The sequence below is a fragment of the Sphingomonas hylomeconis genome (assembly GCF_025370105.1).
In the GTDB taxonomy this organism is placed as follows: Bacteria; Pseudomonadota; Alphaproteobacteria; order Sphingomonadales; family Sphingomonadaceae; genus Sphingomonas; species Sphingomonas hylomeconis.
The window spans coordinates 469,300-486,700 of the sequence record NZ_JANQBK010000004.1; the positions used below are offsets into that span (position 1 = coordinate 469,300).

A 17,401-nucleotide genomic window follows, 5' to 3' on the forward strand; every position below is an offset into this window, starting at 1 on the left:
CGAAGCATGAAGGAACCAGAGCCTCAAGCATTGCTTGGCGCAGCATTCGCGCAGGCGTATAGGCGGCCCATGTCCATTCGTCCGTGGCGTGATATCACGCGTCGTCAGAGCCGCCAGATCATGGTCGGCAATGTCCCCGTCGGCGGCGATGCGCCGGTCACCGTGCAGACGATGACCAACACGCCGACCAGCGATCCGCGCGCAACGATCGATCAGATCCGCCGCTGCGAGGATGCCGGAGTCGACATCATTCGCGTGTCGTGTCCCGATGTCGAAAGCACCGCGGCGCTGAAGCAGATCGTCCGCGCCAGCCGCGTGCCGATCGTCGCGGACATCCATTTCCACTATAAGCGCGCGCTGGAAGCGGCCGATGCGGGCGCCGCCTGCCTGCGCATCAATCCCGGCAATATCGGTTCGTCGGCGCGCGTGCGCGAAGTGGTCGATGCGGCCAAGGCCAATGGCTGCGCGATCCGCATCGGCGTCAATGCCGGCAGCCTCGAAAAGCATCTGCTCGAAAAATATGGCGAGCCGTGCCCCGAAGCCTTGGTCGAATCCGCGCTCGATCACATCAAGCTGTTGCAGGATCACGATTTCCACGAATTCAAGGTCGCGGTGAAGGCGAGCGACCTGTTCCTCGCGGTCGCCGCCTATCAGCAACTCGCCGAAGTGGTCGATTGCCCGCTGCATCTCGGCATCACCGAGGCGGGCGGGTTCGTCGGCGGCACGGTGAAGAGCGCGATCGGCATGGGCAGCCTGCTGTGGTACGGCATCGGCGACACGATCCGCGTCTCGCTGTCCGCCGAGCCGGAAGAGGAAGTCCGCGTCGGCTTCGAGATCCTCAAGGCGCTGGGCATCCGCAATCGTGGCGTCCGCGTCGTCTCCTGCCCCAGCTGCGCGCGGCAGGGCTTCGACGTTATCCGCACCGTCCAGGCGCTCGAAGAACGCCTGCAGCACATCCGCACGCCGCTGTCGCTCAGCGTGCTTGGCTGCGTCGTCAACGGCCCGGGCGAAGCGCGCGAGACCGATATCGGCCTGACCGGCGGCGGCAACGGCAAGCATATGGTGTATCTCTCGGGCGTCACCGATCACACGGTGAACAGCGAGGATATGCTCGAACATATCGTCAAGCTGGTCGAGACCAAGGCGGCCGAGATCGAGGCGTTCGAGGCACAGGCGGCCGGCGCCGAAGCGGTGGCGGCAGAATAGCGGGTGTGATAGCCATCGTATGAGGAAGGTTGATCGATGACCTATCATGCGCGCGTCGCCGAGAATGGCGAACTTGTTCTGCCCGCCGATGTCGCGCGGGCGATCGGTCTCAGGCCCGGGGACCGTTTTCGTATCGATCAGCACGGCGCGAAAATCGTGCTGCAGACGGATGGCGATCTTGTCGAGGCCGGACAGCGTGCATTTCAGGCAACGATCCAACGGCAATTCACGGTCGATGACTTTATTGCCGACCGACGCGCGGACGCCGAGAACGAGTGATGTACGTCTTGGACGCATCTGCCATCTTGGCGGTGCTGCAGGGAGAAGACGGCGCCGATGTCGTCGCGCCGCATCTGCGCGACGCCGAAGTCTCGATCATAAACGTCGGTGAAGTATTGGCAAAGGCGGTCGAACAGGGCGGCGACGTGGATGTGGTTCAGGCCATTCTCCGCTCATACGGTTTTCGAACACGGGCTTTTCGGGAAGCGCATGCCAGGCAGTCTGCTGTATTGCGGCCCGTCACCAAGCAACTGGGGCTCGGCTTCGGGGATCGTGCCTGCCTCGTCCAGGGCATGTTTAGCGAGAGGCCGATCCTCACTGCTGACCGCGACTGGCTCAAGCTGGATTTTGATCCGATGTCGGGCATCGACGTCCGCCTGATCCGTTGACCCGCCGCGTCACCACTCCCGCGACCGCGTTCGCCGTCGCCGCGATCGGCATTGCCAGTTATTCGGTGATGGACGCGGTGATGAAGGGCATGTCGATCGCGCACGGCGCGTACAGCGCGGTGCTGTGGCGCTCGGTCGCCGGAGTCGTGCTGCTCGGGCCGCTGTTTCTGGTCACGCGGCGCCCCTGGCCGGGCCGGGCGGCGCTGACCCTGCATGTCGCGCGGGGCACGGTGGCGGGGGCATCGGTGCTGCTGTTCTTCTGGGGGCTGGTGCGCGTGACGATGGCGCAGGGCGTGGCGCTGACCTTCCTGGCGCCGCTGATCGCGTTGTTCCTCGCCGCCGCGACGCTCGGCGAAACGATCCGCCGCGCCGCGATCGGCGGCTCGCTCGTCGCCAGCCTCGGCGTGCTGGCGATCGCCGTTGGGCAATGGCAGGCCCATGCCTCGGCCGATGTCGTGCTCGGCTCGCTGGCGATCGTGCTCGCCTCGATCCTCTATGCCGGCAGCCTGATCCTGCTGCGGCAACAGGCGCAGATCGCCGATCCGCTCGAAGTGGCGCTGTTCACCAGCATCGTGCTCGCCCTGCTGCTGCTGGTTGGCGCCCCCTGGTTTTCGACCGTGCCCGCCGTCGCGCTGTGGCCCGGCATCTTCGGCGCCGCCGCGCTCGGATCGGTGTCCGCGGTGCTGCTCGCCTGGGCCTACCGGCATGCCGAAGCGCAGGTGCTCGCGCCGGTCGAATATACCGCCTTCGTCTGGTCGGCGATTCTCGGCTATAGCGTTTTCGGCGAGCATGTCACCGCGTGGACGGTGGCCGGCGCGCTCCTGATCATTGCGGGATGCCTGGTCGCGGTGCGCGGCAAGCCGGGCCCCGCGCCACAGACCGAGGCTGCCGCATGACCATCACGATCCGCCCCGCCACGCCCGACGACACGGCGACGATCATGCGCTTCGTGCGCGAACTGGCCGAGTTCGAGCGCGAACCCGAGGCGGTCACCGCGACCGACGCGGCGATGCACGCGGCACTGTTCGGCGCGCACCCCGCCGCCGAGGCGGTGATCGCCGCGCAGGACGGCGTGAGCGTCGGCATGGCGGTGTTCTTCCACAATTTCTCGACCTGGACTGGGGTGCGCGGCCTGTATCTCGAGGATCTCTACGTCACGCCGGCGGCACGCGGCGCGGGCGCCGGGCGCGCGCTGCTGCAGCATCTGGCGGGCATCGCGCTCGATCGCGGTTGCGCGCGGTTCGAATGGGCGGTGCTCGACTGGAACGTGCGCGCGATCGAGTTCTACCGCAAGGTCGGCGCCCAGCCGATGGACGACTGGACCACGCAGCGCGTCACCGGCGAAGCGCTGCGCACGCTGGCGGGGCGGGGCTGATGGCCTGGCTCCTGCTCGTCGTCGGCGGCCTGTTCGAGATCGGCTTCACCACCTGCCTGCGCTATGTCGACGGCTTCCGCCATCTCGGCTGGACGCTCGGTTTCCTCGCTTCGGTGACCTGCTCGATGGCGCTGCTGGAAATCGCCTCGCGCTCGATTCCGATGGGTACGGCCTATGCGGTGTGGGGCGGGATCGGCGCACTCGGCACGGTGATCGTCGGGATCGCCTGGTTCGGCGAGCCGGCCAGCCTGCCGCGGCTGCTGCTGATCCTCGGCGTGGTGCTGTGCATCGCCGGCCTCAAGCTGACGGCGCATTGATGTGGCGGTCGACCAAGGCCTGATCCACTGGGTGGCGGAGGCGCTCGCGCCGCTCGGCACCGTCACCCGGCGTGCGATGATGGGCGGTGCGACGCTGTATCTCGACGGTACGATCTTCGCGATCGTCGGTGACGACGCATTGTGGTTCAAGGCCGATGCGATCAGCGATGCCGCATGGGACGCGGCGGGCTGCCCCCGCTTCAGCTACGAGATGGGCGAGGGGCGCACCGGCCAGATGAACTATCGTCGTGCGCCCGACGACGTCTACGACGACGCGGAAGCGATGCAGACCTGGGCGGCACTGGCGGTGGCCGCCGGCCTGCGCGCGCCGGTCAAGAAGCGCGCCAAGCGACCCTAGCCGTCAAGCCGGGGTTATCGGTGCGTGGGAACCACGCACCGACCAAAAGGCTCAATCCTGTTGGGCGACCAGGCCGGGTGCGCTGTCACCGGCGGCCTTGGCCTGCTCGTAACGCTCGACCGCCTCGTGCACGATCTTGCGCGCCTCGTCGCGGTCGCCCCAAGTGCCGACGCGGACCCATTTCTTCTTTTCCAGGTCCTTATAGTGCGTGAAGAAATGCTCGATCTGCTCGAACACGATCTCGGGCATGTCGCCACGCTCGTTGACGTTGGAATAATAGGGAAAGGTCGAATCGACCGGGACGCAGACCAGCTTCTCGTCGCCGCCGGCCTCGTCTTCCAGGTTCAGCACCGCGATCGGGCGCGCCCGCACCACGCAGCCCGGAATGAACGGCGAGCGCGCGATGACCAGCGCGTCGAGCGGATCGCCATCGGGCGACAGCGTATGCGGCACGAAGCCGTAATTCGCCGGATAGCGCATCGGCGTGTGCAGGATGCGATCGACGAACAGCGCGCCGCTGGCCTTGTCGAACTCGTATTTCACGGGCTCGCCACCGGTCGGGACTTCGATGATGACGTTGAGGTCGTCCGGCGGATTCTTGCCGGCGGGGATCATGTCGATACGCATTGAAACTTCCTATTTGGCTGCAAGAAGACGGTCGAGGCCGGCCTCTCCAGGGGCGATTTTCTGCAGGCGCGGATAGCGCGGGCCGCCATGATAGTCGATGGTCACCGTGCCGATCTTGTCGCCGTTCTTGACCAGCAGCTGGATCGGATCCTTCGCGGTCTTGGCCGCGACGACCGCCGCCTTGATCGCGGTGTCGCTATAGGCCGTGCCGTTGACCGCGACGATCTTGCTGCCCACGTCCAGCGACGACGCATAGGCCGGGCTGTTCCAGCCCACGCCGGTCACTTCGCCGTCCTTGTCGAGCACCAGCCCCAGCGAATAGGTCAGATCGGTGCGCTTGGACGCCGTCTCGGCGCTCTTGAACGCGCCCGTCGGCGTGTCGGTATAGACCAGCTTGTAGCCGTTGGCGACGAACCCGGCGAGCGGTGCGGGCGCGCCGGTCTCGGTCAGCCGCTTGGTCAGCATGCCCGCCCAGTCATAGGGCTGGATCTGGTTGAGCGTCGCGACGACATCGTCGAACGTATAGGTCACCTGGCCCCAGTCGCCGTCGTTGATGCCGAAGAACGCCTTGGCGAAATCGTCGATCGACTTGGTCCCGCCGGATTGGCGGCGGAGGATGGAATCGACCTCCATCCACACCAGCAGGCCCTCGTTGTAATAGTCCTCGCTGCGCTGATAGCTGGTCCAGCCCTTGGGCTTGCGCGACGAGATCACCGGATCGTTGGTCGTGTCGACCAGGTTGCGCCAGTCGCGCGCCGGCCGGTTGTCGAGGCTGGCGAGGATCGAGGCATACATGTCGAGCGTGTCCTGCTTGGAGACGATGCCGGCGCGCGCCTGCAGCACATAGCCCCAGAATTGCGTCTGGCCTTCATAGACCCACAATAGCGAACCGCGCATCGGCGTGCGGTAATCCGGCGTCCACAGGTCCGCGCCGCGGCGGAATTTGCCGTCCCAGCTATGCGTATATTCGTGCGGCAGCAGGTTGCGGCGCCCCGGGCCATCGGCCCATTTGGTGAAATAGCCGGGCGTCACGCCGTTTTCGGAGCTGCGATGATGCTCCAGCCCGATCCCGCCCAGCTGATCGCTGATCGACAGCAGGAATTCGTACGTATCGTAATGCTGGGCGTCGAACGTCTTCACCGCTTGGGTGACCAGCCGCTTGTGCGCATCGATCTGCTCGGGCGTTGCCGCGAGTTCCTCGGGGCTGTCGGCGAAGACGTTGAGATTGACGCGCGGGCTGAGCGCCCATTTCTTGTAATAGCGCCCGGCGAGCACCGGCGAATCGACCAGTACCTCGTAATTGGTCGTCTCGTACGTATAGGTCGATCCCGTCGCCCGCGACGGCAGGCCGGAGGCGGCGCTCCACCCGTCGGGATAGCGCACGCTGGCCTTGACCGGGATCTGGCGCGTGAAATAGCCCGCCGGATACAGGCTCATCGAATTGAACTGCAGGCTCAGCATGTCCGGCGTCATCACCACGCGGCCCTGATCGGCCTTGGTCGCCGACAGGAACTTGAGATCGACGGTCAGCGTCTTCGCGCCCTTCGGCACGTCGATATGGAAGGCGAACACGTCGACCGGGTCGCGCGTCCAAGGCAGCGTCCGGCCGTTGGCGCTGATCACCAGCGCGGCCAGCTTCTCGATCTCGCCGCGTGGCGAATGCGCGCCGGGCAGCCATTTCGGGTAGAGCAATGTCATCGGCCCGGCGGCGGCGACGGGGATCGTCTGCTTCACCGTGAACACGCCGCGCTTGGTGTCGGTGGCATCGACCGCGATGGTCATCGTGCCGGGATAGGGCAGGTCGCGCGCGGCGGGGATCGTGTCGACGAACGGCACCGGCTGCGGCTTGGAATTTTCGGCGAGGGCGGGTGTGGCGATGGCGGCGAGCAGGCTCGCGGTGAGGGCAAAGCGGTACATGAAGGCCTTTCGGCGGGAGGGGTGATGTGGGGGGTCTAACGGTTGGCGAGGCGAAAGGTCCAGTGCGGGCTGCACTAGTTTCCAAGCGCCACCCCGGCGCACGCCGGGGCCCAGTCGCGATGATCGACGTCACAACGCGCAGCGCTCGATCATTGCCGTCTCCCGACTGGGCCCCGGCGTGCGCCGGGGTAGTGCAGGAGGGAAAAGGTCATCCCCCCAGCACGTTGATCGTGAAGGCCAGCACGCCGATGTTGAACGCGAACGCCGCCAGGCAGTGGCCGATCGTGGCGCGCCGGATCCGCGCCGAGGTGATCTCCACGTCGGAAGTCTGGAACGTCATCCCCAGCGTGAAGCTGAAATAGACGAAATCCCAGTAATCCGGCTCGTCGGTGTCGGGCACGGTGATGCCGCGCGAATCCTGGCCCGTTGCATCGTCGGTGTAGAACAGATGCGCATAATGCAGTGCGTAGACCGTGTTCGAGAACAGCCAGGCCAGCGCCAGCGTGCCGACGATCAGCGCGACTTCGGGCGCGTCACTCTTGCCGGCCATCATCTCGCTCGCCACCGCGACCAGGATGACGATCATCACCGTGCCGGTCAGCGCGAGCAGCAGCACGCGATTGGCGTCGTTATTCTTGGCATGCCGCCGCATGTCGTCGGCGCGGCCTTTCAGCAGCGGCGCGACGATCGCGAGGAACAGCAAGGCGGCGATGTCGAACGCGGCCATCGTGCCGCGCCCCTTGCCCAGCGTCGGGATCAGGAAGGCGAGGCCGATCGCGAAGGTGACCGCGAAGGCCAGGAAACGGGGTGGGGCGATCTTCTTGCCGAGTTGCATGTGCCTGTCCCGCCTGTCCTGTGCCGGGGGCCTAGCGCTTGCCTGCCCCCTCGCATAGATACGCGCTCATCATGGCCCGTATCGAAACCCCCAAACGCATCCGCGGCACGCAAGACATTTTCGGCGACGAGCAGCGGCGCTTCGCCCGCGTGATCGAGGCGTTCGAGAAGGTGCGGCGGCTCTATTGCTTCCAGCGCGTCGACATTCCGGTGTTCGAAAGCACCGCGGTGTTCGCGCGCTCGCTCGGCGAAACCACCGACGTCGTCTCCAAGGAGATGTACACGTTCGAGGATCGCGGCGGCGATTCGATCACGCTGCGGCCAGAATTCACGGCGGGGCTGGCGCGCGCCTATCTCACCGAGGGCTGGCAGCAATATGCGCCCTTGAAGCTCGCGACGCACGGCCCGGTGTTCCGCTACGAACGCCCGCAAAAGGGCCGTTTTCGCCAGTTCCACCAGATCGACGCCGAAGTGATCGGCGCGGCCGAGCCGGCGGCCGACGTCGAGCTGCTCGTGCTGGCGGATCAGCTGCTGCACGAACTGGGCATTGCGGACGGCGTGACGCTGCAGCTCAACACGTTGGGCGATGCCGAAACGCGCGACGCGTGGCGCGCGGCGCTGGTGGCGCATTTCGAGGCGCATCGGGGCGAGCTGTCCGAGGACAGCGTGGCGCGGCTGGAGAAAAATCCGCTCCGCATCCTGGACTCGAAGGACCCGCGCGATCGCCCGATTGCCGACAGCGCGCCGGATATCGACGCCTATCTGACGGTGGAGGCGCGCGCCTTTTTTGACGCGGTGACCGCCGGGCTGGATGCCGCCGGCGTCGCCTGGACGCGCAACGCGCGGCTGGTGCGCGGGCTGGATTATTACCGGCATACCGCGTTCGAGTTCGTGACGGATCGATTGGGCGCGCAGGGCACGGTGCTCGCCGGCGGGCGCTATGACGGGCTGATCGAGAGCCTGGGCGGCCCGGCCACGGCAGGCGTCGGCTGGGCGGCGGGGGTCGAGCGTCTGGCAATGTTGATCGACGCGCCGGCGGTGGACCTCGTCGATGTCATGATTGCGGTCGAAGACGATGCGGCACTGGCAACAGCGTTCCGAGGATTGCGCCTGTTGCGTGATCGCGGTCTGTCGGCCGACATGGTGGCAACCGGGTCTCCCCGCAAACGCTTCGAAAAGGCGAACAAGATGGGGGCGAAAGTCCTCGTCGGCATGAAGCATGACGGCGATACGACGACGATCAGCACGCGTGCGGCGCCGGACGTTGCCGAGCACGATGTTGTGAAAGAGATCGTGCTCGAGTTGGTCGGCGCATGATCGTCCTCTACCGTCACCCCGGCCTTGAGCCGGGGTCCAGCTTCGTCTTCGCTGGCTTAGGCAGCGGGACCCCGGGTCGAGCCCGGGGTGACGAAGGAAAGGCTTCGTCGTGACCACCATCTCCGCCGAACGGATCGCGCAGATCGAGGCGCGGCGCGATGAGTTGCAGGCGCTGATGGCGACCGGCGAGCTCGCGTCCGATCGCTTCGTCGCCGTGTCCAAGGAATATGCCGAGCTGGAGCCGGTCGCGCGCGCCGCGGGCGAGGTGCGGCGGCTGCGCGCCGAGGCCGTGTCGCTGCAGCACATGACGCACGACGCCGATGACGAGCTGCGCGCCATGGCCAACGACGAATTGCGCGACAATGAGGAAGCGCTGACCGTCGCCGATCGCGCGCTGGCGCTGGCGCTGCTGCCGCGCGACGCCGCCGACGAGCGCGCCGCGATGCTCGAGATCCGCCCCGGCACCGGCGGCGACGAGGCGGCGCTGTTCGCCGGCGATCTGTTCCGCATGTACCAGCGTTATGCCGAGCGCCGCGGCTGGCGCGTCGAGCTGATCTCGGCCAGCGCGTCGGAAGCGGGCGGCTACAAGGATATCGTCGCCAGCGTGACCGGGCAGGGCGTGTTCGCGCGGCTCAAGTTCGAGGCCGGCGTGCACCGCGTGCAGCGCGTCCCCGCGACCGAGGCGCAGGGCCGCATCCACACCTCCGCCGCCACCGTCGCGGTGCTGCCCGAGGCGGAGGAAGTCGACGTCAAGATCGACGACAAGGATCTGCGCATCGACGTGTATCGCTCGTCCGGCCCCGGCGGCCAGTCGGTCAACACGACGGACAGCGCGGTGCGCATCACGCATATCCCGTCGGGCCTGGTGGTGATCCAGCAGGACGAGAAGTCGCAGCACAAGAACAAGGCCAAGGCGCTCAAGGTCTTGCGCACGCGGCTCTACGAGGCGGAGCGTGAACGGCTGCACAACGAACGCGCCGGCGCGCGCAAGTCGATGGTCGGCTCAGGCGATCGCTCGGAGCGCATCCGCACGTACAATTTCCCGCAAGGTCGGGTGACCGATCACCGCATCAACCTGACGCTGCACCGCCTGCCCGAGATCCTCGAGGGCGACATGGACGAACTGATCGGCGCGCTGATCGCCGAGGACGAGGCGGAGCGGCTGGCGAGCATCAGTGAGTAGCGGCCTTCCGTCCCCCTCCCGCCTGCGGGAGAGGCTAGGGGAGGGGCTGTCCTTGCTGGCGCGACGCTCGTGACAGGCCCTCCCCCAACCCCTCCCGCATGCGGGAGGGGAGTCAGAGCAGCCCTCAACCAGGGCACCACGGCGCTCGCCGCCGCCAGCGCTACCCCGCGGCTCGATGCCGAGCTGCTGATGGCGCACGCGCTCGGCGCGACGCGCGAGCAGCTGCTGCTCAACCGTCTCGACGACGCCACCCCAGCCGCCTTCGCCGCGCTCCTCGCCCGCCGCCTCGCGCACGAGCCGATCGCCTATATCACCGGGAGCCGCGCCTTCTGGACGATCGAGCTGCAGGTCGGCCCCGGCGTGCTGATCCCCCGGCCCGACAGCGAGACGCTGATCGAGGCCGCGCTCGCGCATTTCACCGACCGTCCGCCCGAGACGATCCTCGATCTCGGCACCGGCCCCGGCACGCTGCTGCTCGCCGCGCTGGCCGAATGGCCCGCCGCGCACGGCCTGGGCATCGACGCATCCGAGCCGGCGCTCGCTTATGCCCGCCGCAACGCCGCGGCGCTGCACATGGCCGATCGTGCGCGCTTCCAGATCGGCGACTGGGCCGCCGGACTGGATGCCCGGTTCGATCTGATCCTCGCCAACCCGCCCTATATCGGCACCGTCGAGCCGCTGCCGCGCGACGTCGCCGAGCACGAACCGGCGGGCGCGCTCTATGCCGGCCCGGACGGGCTCGACGACTATCGCCGCATCGCCCCGCAGCTGCGCCCGCTGCTCGCCCCCGGCGGTGCGGCGATCCTCGAGATCGGCCATATGCAGGCCCCTGCGGTCACCGCCCTGCTCGCAGCGGAGGGGCTGGCGGTGGCGCTGGCGCGCGATCTCGCCGGCCGCCCGCGCGCGCTGATCGCGACGTGAAGTGGCGGCAATCGCCCGCAATATTGTGCTTGGCGATTGCCGCTAGCCTCGCTATCAAGCGTATAGGGGCACCACGTTTTCATCCTAACTCGCTGAAAACGGGCAGTTGCCCACTCCTTTAGTCATGCAGTCGCTGTCGTCCGGCGACGCTGGCAGGCCTGTTTCGCCGATGGTCGGCGGGCATGGGCCGGGGAGCATTGCACCACATCGCTTGCGGAGCACGGTTGGTTTCTACGGACAGGGATAGATACAGTTGATCAACAACAATCGACAGGCCGGCCGCCGTCGCGGTCGTGGCGGGCAGCAACAGCGCCCGCAGGGTAATTCGGGCCGTCAGGATACCGGCAACCGCATCGACAATCGCTCGCGCGGCAATGCCGCGCAGCTGCTCGAGAAATACAAGGCACTCGCGCGCGACTCGCAGATGTCCGGCGACCGGGTGAACACCGAATATTACCTGCAGTTCGCCGATCACTATTTCCGCGTGCTGGCCGAGACGCGCTCGCGGCTTGAGGAAAACAACCGTCCGCCGATCCAGGGCGGGGCGAATACCTTCCAGGACGACGAGCAGGATTATGACGACGAGGGCGAACCCGTCGCCCGCGCCGAGCCGGTCCGCCAGCCGCAGGACGGTAACCGTCAGGAACGCCAGGACGGTAATCGTCAGGAAGGCCGCCAGGACGGTAACCGCCAGGATCGCCCCGAGCGTCAGGACGGTAACCGGCAGGAACGCCAGAACGGCCAGCAGAATGGCGGCTATCAGGGCGAGCGCCAGAGCGAAGGCACGCGCGGCTCGCAGAACGATCGTCCCGAGCGGCAGGATCGCCCCGCCGGCGAGCGCGCCGAGCGCGGCCAGTATGACGAGCGTCCGCGCCGCCAGAACGCCAATCGCGACGGCAACGGCAATCGTGACGGCAACGTCCCGGGCGCCGCCGACGCCAATGGCACTGCCAGCAACGACCAGGCCGCCGATCGCTACGTCCGCGAAGACCGCGGCAATCGCAACCGCGCCGATCGTCCGGAGCGTGCCGAGCGTCCCGAACGCACCGAGCGCCAGCCGGCCGAAGACCGCGCTCCGGTAGAGCAGGAAGCCCTGCCGCTGGAAGAAGCGCCCCGTGTCGATGCCACGCAGGACGAAGCACCCCGGGTCGAAGAGCAGGAAGCCCCGCGCCGCCGCGGCCGCCCGCGCCGCGAGCCCGTCGCCGAAGCGGCACCGGCGTTCGAGGCCGATCGCCTGCCCCCGTCGCTCACCATCTCGGCAGTCACGCCGGATGCGGCCACGGACGCACCGGTCAACGATGTCGCCGGCGACGAACCCGAGGAAAAGCCCCGCCGCCGCCGCGGTCGCCCGCCCGCTGCCGAAGTAACCAGCGCCTGAGCGCCGGATCGATCAAAGGCCCCGGACCGCAAGGTTCGGGGCCTTTTGCTTGAGGTATCCATCCCATCGTCACCCTTGCGGAAGGGTAACGGGCTTTACCTGATCTTCGCCGGCTTCCATCGGCGACCCCGCCAATCCCCATTGTCCTTCCCGCCCGGCGCGCTTACCCTCCCGCCAAGGACATCGGGGGAGCGACGAATGAAGCGGTTCATGCTGGCGACGCTCGCGATGCTCCCCGCCGCGCTCCATGCGCAAACCACGCCCGCCAACACCGCCAACCCGGTCGGCCCCAGTGCGCAGGGCGATGTCGCGCTGACCATCTATCAGAACGGCCAGTCGCTGGTGCAGGACGTGCGCCGGCTCGATCTCGCCGCCGGCCGCACACGACAGGATTTCCCCGACGTCTCGGCGCAGATCCGCCCCGAAACGGTCACCCTGTCCGGGCCCGGCATCGGCATCGTCGAGCAGAATTTCGATTTCGATCTGCTCTCGCCCGACAAATTGATGGAAAAGGCGGTCGGCTCGGTCGTGACGATCGTGCGCACCAATCCCGCCACCGGCGCGGAGACGCGGGAACAGGCGCGCGTGCTCGCCGCCAATGGCGGCATCGTGCTGCAGATCGGCAGCCGGATCGAGGTGCTGCGCGACGATGGCCTGCCGGTGCGCGTGATCTTCGACAAGGTGCCGGAAAACCTTCGCGCCCGCCCGACGCTGTCGGTCACGCTGCAGACCGCCGCCGCCGGCCGCGTCCCCGCGACGCTGACCTATCTGACGCCGGGGCTCGGCTGGACCAGCGACTATGTCATGCTGTTCGATGCCGCCAAGGGCGCGATCGACGTGCAGGGCTGGGTCACGCTGACCAACGCTACCGGCACAACGTATCGCGACGCCGATATCCTGCTCGTCGCGGGCAATCCCAATGCCAACAACAATAACGGCTATTTCTCGCGCCTGTCGCGCGCCAGCCTGACCGAGGCCGGCACCGAGACCGGCACGCGCGAGCGGCTCGGCGACTATATCCTCTATCCGCTGCCGGCGCGCACCACCGTCGCCAACGCGCAGCAGAAGCAGGTCAGCTTCCTCGATGTGAAGGGCGCGCCGGCGCGCAACAGCTATGAATGGGTCAATGGCTGGCTGGGCACGACCAGCGAGCCGCGTTCTGCCTCCAGCGTGCTCAAATTCTCCACCGCGAAAAGCGGCGGGCTCGGTGATCAGCTCCCCGCCGGCACGATCCGCGTCTATCTGCGCGATGCGCGCGGCGATCCGCAGTTCATCGGCGAAAGCCGGATCGAGGGCACGCCGATGGGCTCGCAAATGTCGATCCGCACCGGCGACGCGTTCGACGTGAAGGCGATGGCGGTGGTGGTCGAGCGCAAGCGCCTGTCGCCGAGCCGCTGGCGCACCACGATGCGCTACGATCTGAGCAATGCGCGCGCCGAACCGGTTACGGTCGATCTCGCGCAGGACGGGTTGTATGGCGACGTGCGCGTGATCGAGCAGAGCCTCACCGGCAACCGCGTCTCGGCCGATCGCATGGAATGGCAGGTGCCGGTGCCGGCGAACGGCAAGACGTCGCTGAATGTGGTCTTCGATACGCGCTACTGATGCGCGGCTTGCTGGCCTTTGCGCTCCTGCTCGTGGCCACGCCCGCCGCGGCGCAGACGATGGTCAAGTCCGAGCGGATCGACGCGATCTCGGTCACGCTCTATCGCGATCCGTATCGCGGGCAGGGCGCGATCCCGCCGCGCGGCTGGCCCGGCGGCTATGCGCTGATCACCGAGACGCGGACGATATCCGTGCCGCAGGGGCCGGCGGTGATCCGGCTCGAAGGCGTGTCGGAAGGGATGATGCCGGAAACCGCGATCATCACTGGCCTGCCGCAGGGTGTCGGCGAAAAGAACCGCGACGCCCGGCTGATCTCCCCCGCCGCGCTGATCGACGCCTATCTCAAGCGCCGGGTGTGGATTCGCCGCACCAACCGCGCGACCGGCAAGGTAGCCGAGGGCGAGGCGATCATCCAGTCCGGCCCGCAGGGCGGCGTGGTGCTCACCACGGCAGACGGCGTCGAGGCCTTGGGCTGTTCCGGCCTGCCCGAAGGCCTGAAATATGCCGGCATACCAGGCGATCTCGCTGCCAAGCCGACCTTGTCGGTAACGACCGACAGTGCGCGCGCCGCCACCGTCACCGTGCAACTCTCCTATCTCGCGCAGGGCTTCGACTGGTCGGCCAATTATGTCGCGCGTGTCGCCCCCGATGGTGCGACGCTCGATCTGTTCGCCTGGCTCACCGTCGCCAATGGCGGCAGCCAGGGTTTTGCGCAGGCCAGCACGCAGGCGGTGGCCGGCGCGCCTAACAAGGAGGCCAATGCGCGTTTGCCGCGCGGGCCCGCGCCGCGCCTCGTGCTGCGCTGCTGGCCGATGGACGGCACCAGCACCCATCCCAGATGGGAAATCGAAAAATCTCCCTGGCCCGAGATACGGGAGGAGTCCGAAAGCTATGACATCGTCGTCACCGGCAGCCGCGTCCAAGCGTCGATGATGATGGCGCCACCGCCGCCGCCCCCGCCCGCGCCGCCCCCGCCGCCGATGATGGCGCAGCAGGAGGAGCTGGGCGATCTCAAATTGTACCGCATCCCCGAGCGCGTCACCGTCGCCGCGCTCAGCCGCAAGCAGGTGGCGATGATCGATCGCCAGCAGGTGAAGTTCGAGCGCGTCTATCTCGGCGAACGCCTCACGCCGTTCAATTATGGCACCGCGGCACAGCGCGACAGCCGCCCGGCGGCGCTGATCCTGCGGCTGCGCAACAAGAAGGAAGATGGTCTCGGCCTGCCGCTCCCCGCCGGCGGGGTGGCGGTGTTCGAACGCGCGCGTGGCGCCGATCTGCTGGTCGGCGAAAGCCGGCTCGCCGATCGCGCCGTGGACGAGGAGGTCGAACTCGGCGCCGGGCAAAGCGGCGACGTGCGCTATACGGTCACGGTGCTGCCGCTATCGGGCAAGAAGCGTTCATACCGCGTGCGCGTGACCAATGCGCGCGACAGCGCGGCGACGTTCGAGATCGGCCTTCCCGACAAGCCGGCCAAGACCAGTGCCGCGCTGGTCGAGCGCAAGGGGGTCCCGACCTGGCGGTCGATCGTCCCGGCCAATGGCGCAGCGGTGCTCGATTTCACGCTCCAGCCGGACAAGCGCTAGGCGCAGGCTTGCGCTTTCCGCCACAAAGGAGAATTCTCGCTGCGGCCAGCGGACTCGATCAACCGAGCCGCGGGGCAATAGGAGAGCTATCATGACGATCGCGGCAATCCTCGGCGGCAATGACCGCGAACTGATATCCATCACCGCCGATCAGAGCGTCCGCGATGCGGTCGCCCTGCTTGCGCAAAAGCGCATCGGTGCCGTTCCGGTGATGGACGGGGATCGGGTGGTCGGCGTGTTTTCCGAGCGCGACGTGATCCACGCGCTCCAGGCGCATGGTGCGGCGGCGCTGGACAATATGGTGGGTGACGAGATGACCGCGCCGGCGATCACCGTCAGTCCCGCAGAAGCGGCGATCGGCGCGCTGTCGCTGATGACGCGGCGGCGGATCCGCCATCTGCCGGTGGTCGCGGACGGCAAGGTCGTCGGCATCGTCTCGATCGGTGATTTGGTCAAATACCGCATCGACCGGATCGAGGCGGATGCCGAGGCGATGCGCAGCTATATCCAGCAGGCCTGAGCTCAGCCGGGCAACGGCTGCTTGCGCACGATCGCGATCAGGTCGCGCACCACGCCGCGCGCGAACAGCAGCAAGGCGCCGCCATAGACGATCGCCCCGACGCTCACCAGGATCGCCAGCCGGGGGAGCGGTGACAGGATCGGCAGCGCGCCGTCGGTTAGCCGCACCGCCACCGCCATGCCCGCCGCGCAGAGCAAGGCCGGCGCGATCGCCGCGGCGAGCTTGATTGCCGTCGTGCCGATCACCGGCAGCCCCCGCCACAGGCTGATGGACAGATAGAGCGGGTACGCCACGATCCAGGCGAGCGCGAGCCCGCCCAACCCGTATTGCACGCCGATCAAAAACGCCGTTCCCATCAGCAGCGCGCCGATCGCGCCATTCTGCACGCCGATCCCGGGGCGGCCGCGTGCATCGCACGCCGGGCTGATCAGCACCTGCAGCGTCATGAACGGCATGGCCAGCGCCAGCAACCGCACGATCGGCACCGCGTCGCGCCATTTCTCGCCGAGCATCGTCAGCACCAGCGGTTCCGCCGTCGCCGCGAGCCCGAAATAGAAAGGCAGCGCGGCGATCATGATCACCCGCACGCTCTTGGCGAAGGCCCGCCCCATCGCCGCGGCATCGTGCTGCATCCGCGCATAGGCCGAAAAGGCGACCTCGTTGAGCGGCGGCACGAACTTGCTGACGAAGATCTGCGTCAGGAACAGGGCGGTGGTGTAGAGGCCCAGGTCATAGGCCGAGAAGTGCCGCCCGGCGATGAACACGTCGGCCTGGCTCTGCGCGAACCAGAACAATTGGCTCGCCGCCATCACTCCGCCATAGCGCGCCAGCCCGCCGGCGCCGCGAAAGTCGAAGCTCGGCCAGACCAGCGACCGGGCGGCGATCGTCATGCCGATCGCCCGGACGGTGAACAGCACCATCGGCGCGAACACCAAGGTCCATACGCCGAGCCCGGCCAGCGCCCCGGCTAAGGCGGCGCTGGCACTGGCGATGGAGGCGACGATGTTGACGCGCGCCTGCAGCCGGAAATCCATTGCGCGTGAGAGCAGCGCATAGGGCAGCGCGATGAACGGGGTGGTGAGATACAGCAAGGCCTGCACGCGCAGCAGGTCGGCAACCTCTGCCTGGCGGTAATAGGCCGCGGCCAGCGGGGCGAGCAGGAACTGCGCGATGCCGAGCGTGCCGTTGAGCAGGATCAGCATGCCGAACAATTGCCGGATCTCGCGTGCGTCGATCACCGGTTTTTGGATCAGCCCGGAGGCCAGCCCGTAGCCGTTGAGCATGTTGAGGAACACCAGCACCACGCCGGTCATCGCGAACAGGCCGTAATCGTGCGGATCGAGGATACGGATGACGAGGAAGGTCGCGGCCCATTGCACCAGCTGCGCGACGATCTGGCTCCCCGAGCGCCAGATCACGGCGCTGCGCACCTGATTCCCCAGTGATTCCACTGGCTGATTCGGGGATTCGGCAGATGGTTCCATCCGCGGCGCTATAGGGCGGGGCGCATGAAGGACCCGTAAACCCGCCGAAATCAGCCATTTTCCGGAAAAATGTAGGAAAAGTGCAAGAAAGCGTTTGACCGAATCCGA

The 17,401-nt window shown here is 67.3% G+C and carries 18 protein-coding genes; 14 read left to right on the forward strand and 4 right to left on the reverse strand.

The features are described from left to right. Positions 1-69 precede the first annotated feature (69 nt). The 7 genes from ispG to NV401_RS08900 are packed head-to-tail and all read left to right on the forward strand — an operon-like array spanning position 70 to position 3,924. Positions 70-1,206 (forward strand): flavodoxin-dependent (E)-4-hydroxy-3-methylbut-2-enyl-diphosphate synthase, encoded by a 1,137-nt coding sequence (ispG, locus tag NV401_RS08870; RefSeq protein WP_261294028.1) that lies wholly within the window; start codon positions 70-72, stop codon positions 1,204-1,206. A gap of 36 nt (positions 1,207-1,242) precedes the next feature. Then, entirely contained in the window at positions 1,243-1,485 is a 243-nt protein-coding gene (locus NV401_RS08875; protein WP_261294029.1) for an AbrB/MazE/SpoVT family DNA-binding domain-containing protein, read from the forward strand. Between the two features lie 8 nt (positions 1,486-1,493). Continuing rightward, positions 1,494-1,874, forward strand: a complete 381-nt coding sequence (locus NV401_RS08880) for a type II toxin-antitoxin system VapC family toxin (RefSeq protein WP_261294030.1) — start codon at positions 1,494-1,496, stop codon at positions 1,872-1,874. Next, positions 1,871-2,770, forward strand: coding sequence for a DMT family transporter (locus NV401_RS08885; protein ID WP_261294031.1), 900 nt, complete (start codon positions 1,871-1,873; stop codon positions 2,768-2,770). Before NV401_RS08880 ends, NV401_RS08885 begins: the two co-directional genes overlap by 4 nt. After that, positions 2,767-3,249, forward strand: a complete 483-nt coding sequence (locus tag NV401_RS08890) for a GNAT family N-acetyltransferase (RefSeq protein WP_261294032.1) — start codon at positions 2,767-2,769, stop codon at positions 3,247-3,249. Before NV401_RS08885 ends, NV401_RS08890 begins: the two co-directional genes overlap by 4 nt. Continuing rightward, a complete protein-coding gene (locus NV401_RS08895) occupies positions 3,249-3,566 on the forward strand; it encodes a DMT family transporter (RefSeq protein WP_261294033.1) in 318 nt (105 codons plus the stop codon). Before NV401_RS08890 ends, NV401_RS08895 begins: the two co-directional genes overlap by 1 nt. A 1-nt stretch (position 3,567) precedes the next feature. Next, the gene (locus NV401_RS08900; RefSeq protein ID WP_261294034.1) at positions 3,568-3,924 is read left to right on the forward strand and encodes a TfoX/Sxy family protein; all 357 of its coding nucleotides are present in this window, start codon (positions 3,568-3,570) and stop codon (positions 3,922-3,924) included. Positions 3,925-3,975: 51 nt separating this feature from the next. Here NV401_RS08900 and ppa read toward each other — a convergent pair whose 3' ends face one another. The 3 genes from ppa to NV401_RS08915 form a co-directional block, all read right to left on the reverse strand. Next, positions 3,976-4,551 carry an inorganic diphosphatase gene (gene ppa / locus NV401_RS08905; RefSeq protein ID WP_261294035.1) on the reverse strand — a complete coding sequence of 192 codons (576 nt, stop codon included), beginning with the start codon at positions 4,549-4,551 and terminating at the stop codon, positions 3,976-3,978. A gap of 9 nt (positions 4,552-4,560) precedes the next feature. Beyond that, positions 4,561-6,468 carry a M61 family metallopeptidase gene (locus NV401_RS08910; protein ID WP_261294036.1) on the reverse strand — a complete coding sequence of 636 codons (1,908 nt, stop codon included), beginning with the start codon at positions 6,466-6,468 and terminating at the stop codon, positions 4,561-4,563. Between the two features lie 208 nt (positions 6,469-6,676). Then, on the reverse strand, positions 6,677-7,303 hold the full coding sequence (locus tag NV401_RS08915) for a DUF1345 domain-containing protein (RefSeq protein WP_261294037.1): 627 nt from the start codon (positions 7,301-7,303) through the stop codon (positions 6,677-6,679). Between the two features lie 71 nt (positions 7,304-7,374). On the opposite strand from NV401_RS08915, the gene hisS reads away from it, so the two are divergent. From hisS to NV401_RS08950, 7 genes are all read left to right on the forward strand, one after another. Further along, positions 7,375-8,619: a histidine--tRNA ligase gene (gene hisS / locus NV401_RS08920; protein ID WP_261294038.1), complete on the forward strand. Its 1,245-nt coding sequence runs from the start codon at positions 7,375-7,377 to the stop codon at positions 8,617-8,619. Between the two features lie 109 nt (positions 8,620-8,728). Further along, entirely contained in the window at positions 8,729-9,802 is a 1,074-nt protein-coding gene (gene prfA, locus NV401_RS08925; RefSeq protein ID WP_261294039.1) for a peptide chain release factor 1, read from the forward strand. Between the two features lie 69 nt (positions 9,803-9,871). Beyond that, positions 9,872-10,723, forward strand: coding sequence for a peptide chain release factor N(5)-glutamine methyltransferase (gene prmC / locus NV401_RS08930; protein ID WP_261294040.1), 852 nt, complete (start codon positions 9,872-9,874; stop codon positions 10,721-10,723). Between the two features lie 253 nt (positions 10,724-10,976). Next, positions 10,977-12,101 (forward strand): DUF4167 domain-containing protein, encoded by a 1,125-nt coding sequence (locus NV401_RS08935; RefSeq protein WP_261294041.1) that lies wholly within the window; start codon positions 10,977-10,979, stop codon positions 12,099-12,101. 198 nt (positions 12,102-12,299) lie between these two features. Beyond that, positions 12,300-13,706, forward strand: a complete 1,407-nt coding sequence (locus NV401_RS08940) for a DUF4139 domain-containing protein (protein ID WP_261294042.1) — start codon at positions 12,300-12,302, stop codon at positions 13,704-13,706. Continuing rightward, positions 13,706-15,289, forward strand: a complete 1,584-nt coding sequence (locus NV401_RS08945; RefSeq protein ID WP_261294043.1) for a DUF4139 domain-containing protein — start codon at positions 13,706-13,708, stop codon at positions 15,287-15,289. The genes NV401_RS08940 and NV401_RS08945 overlap by 1 nt, the downstream gene beginning before the upstream one ends. 91 nt (positions 15,290-15,380) lie before the next feature. Further along, positions 15,381-15,809 (forward strand): CBS domain-containing protein, encoded by a 429-nt coding sequence (locus NV401_RS08950; RefSeq protein ID WP_261294044.1) that lies wholly within the window; start codon positions 15,381-15,383, stop codon positions 15,807-15,809. A 2-nt stretch (positions 15,810-15,811) separates the two neighbouring features. On the opposite strand, the gene NV401_RS08955 is transcribed toward NV401_RS08950, so the two are convergent. Then, positions 15,812-17,293 carry a lipopolysaccharide biosynthesis protein gene (locus NV401_RS08955; RefSeq protein ID WP_261294045.1) on the reverse strand — a complete coding sequence of 494 codons (1,482 nt, stop codon included), beginning with the start codon at positions 17,291-17,293 and terminating at the stop codon, positions 15,812-15,814. Positions 17,294-17,401: the final 108 nt, after the last annotated feature.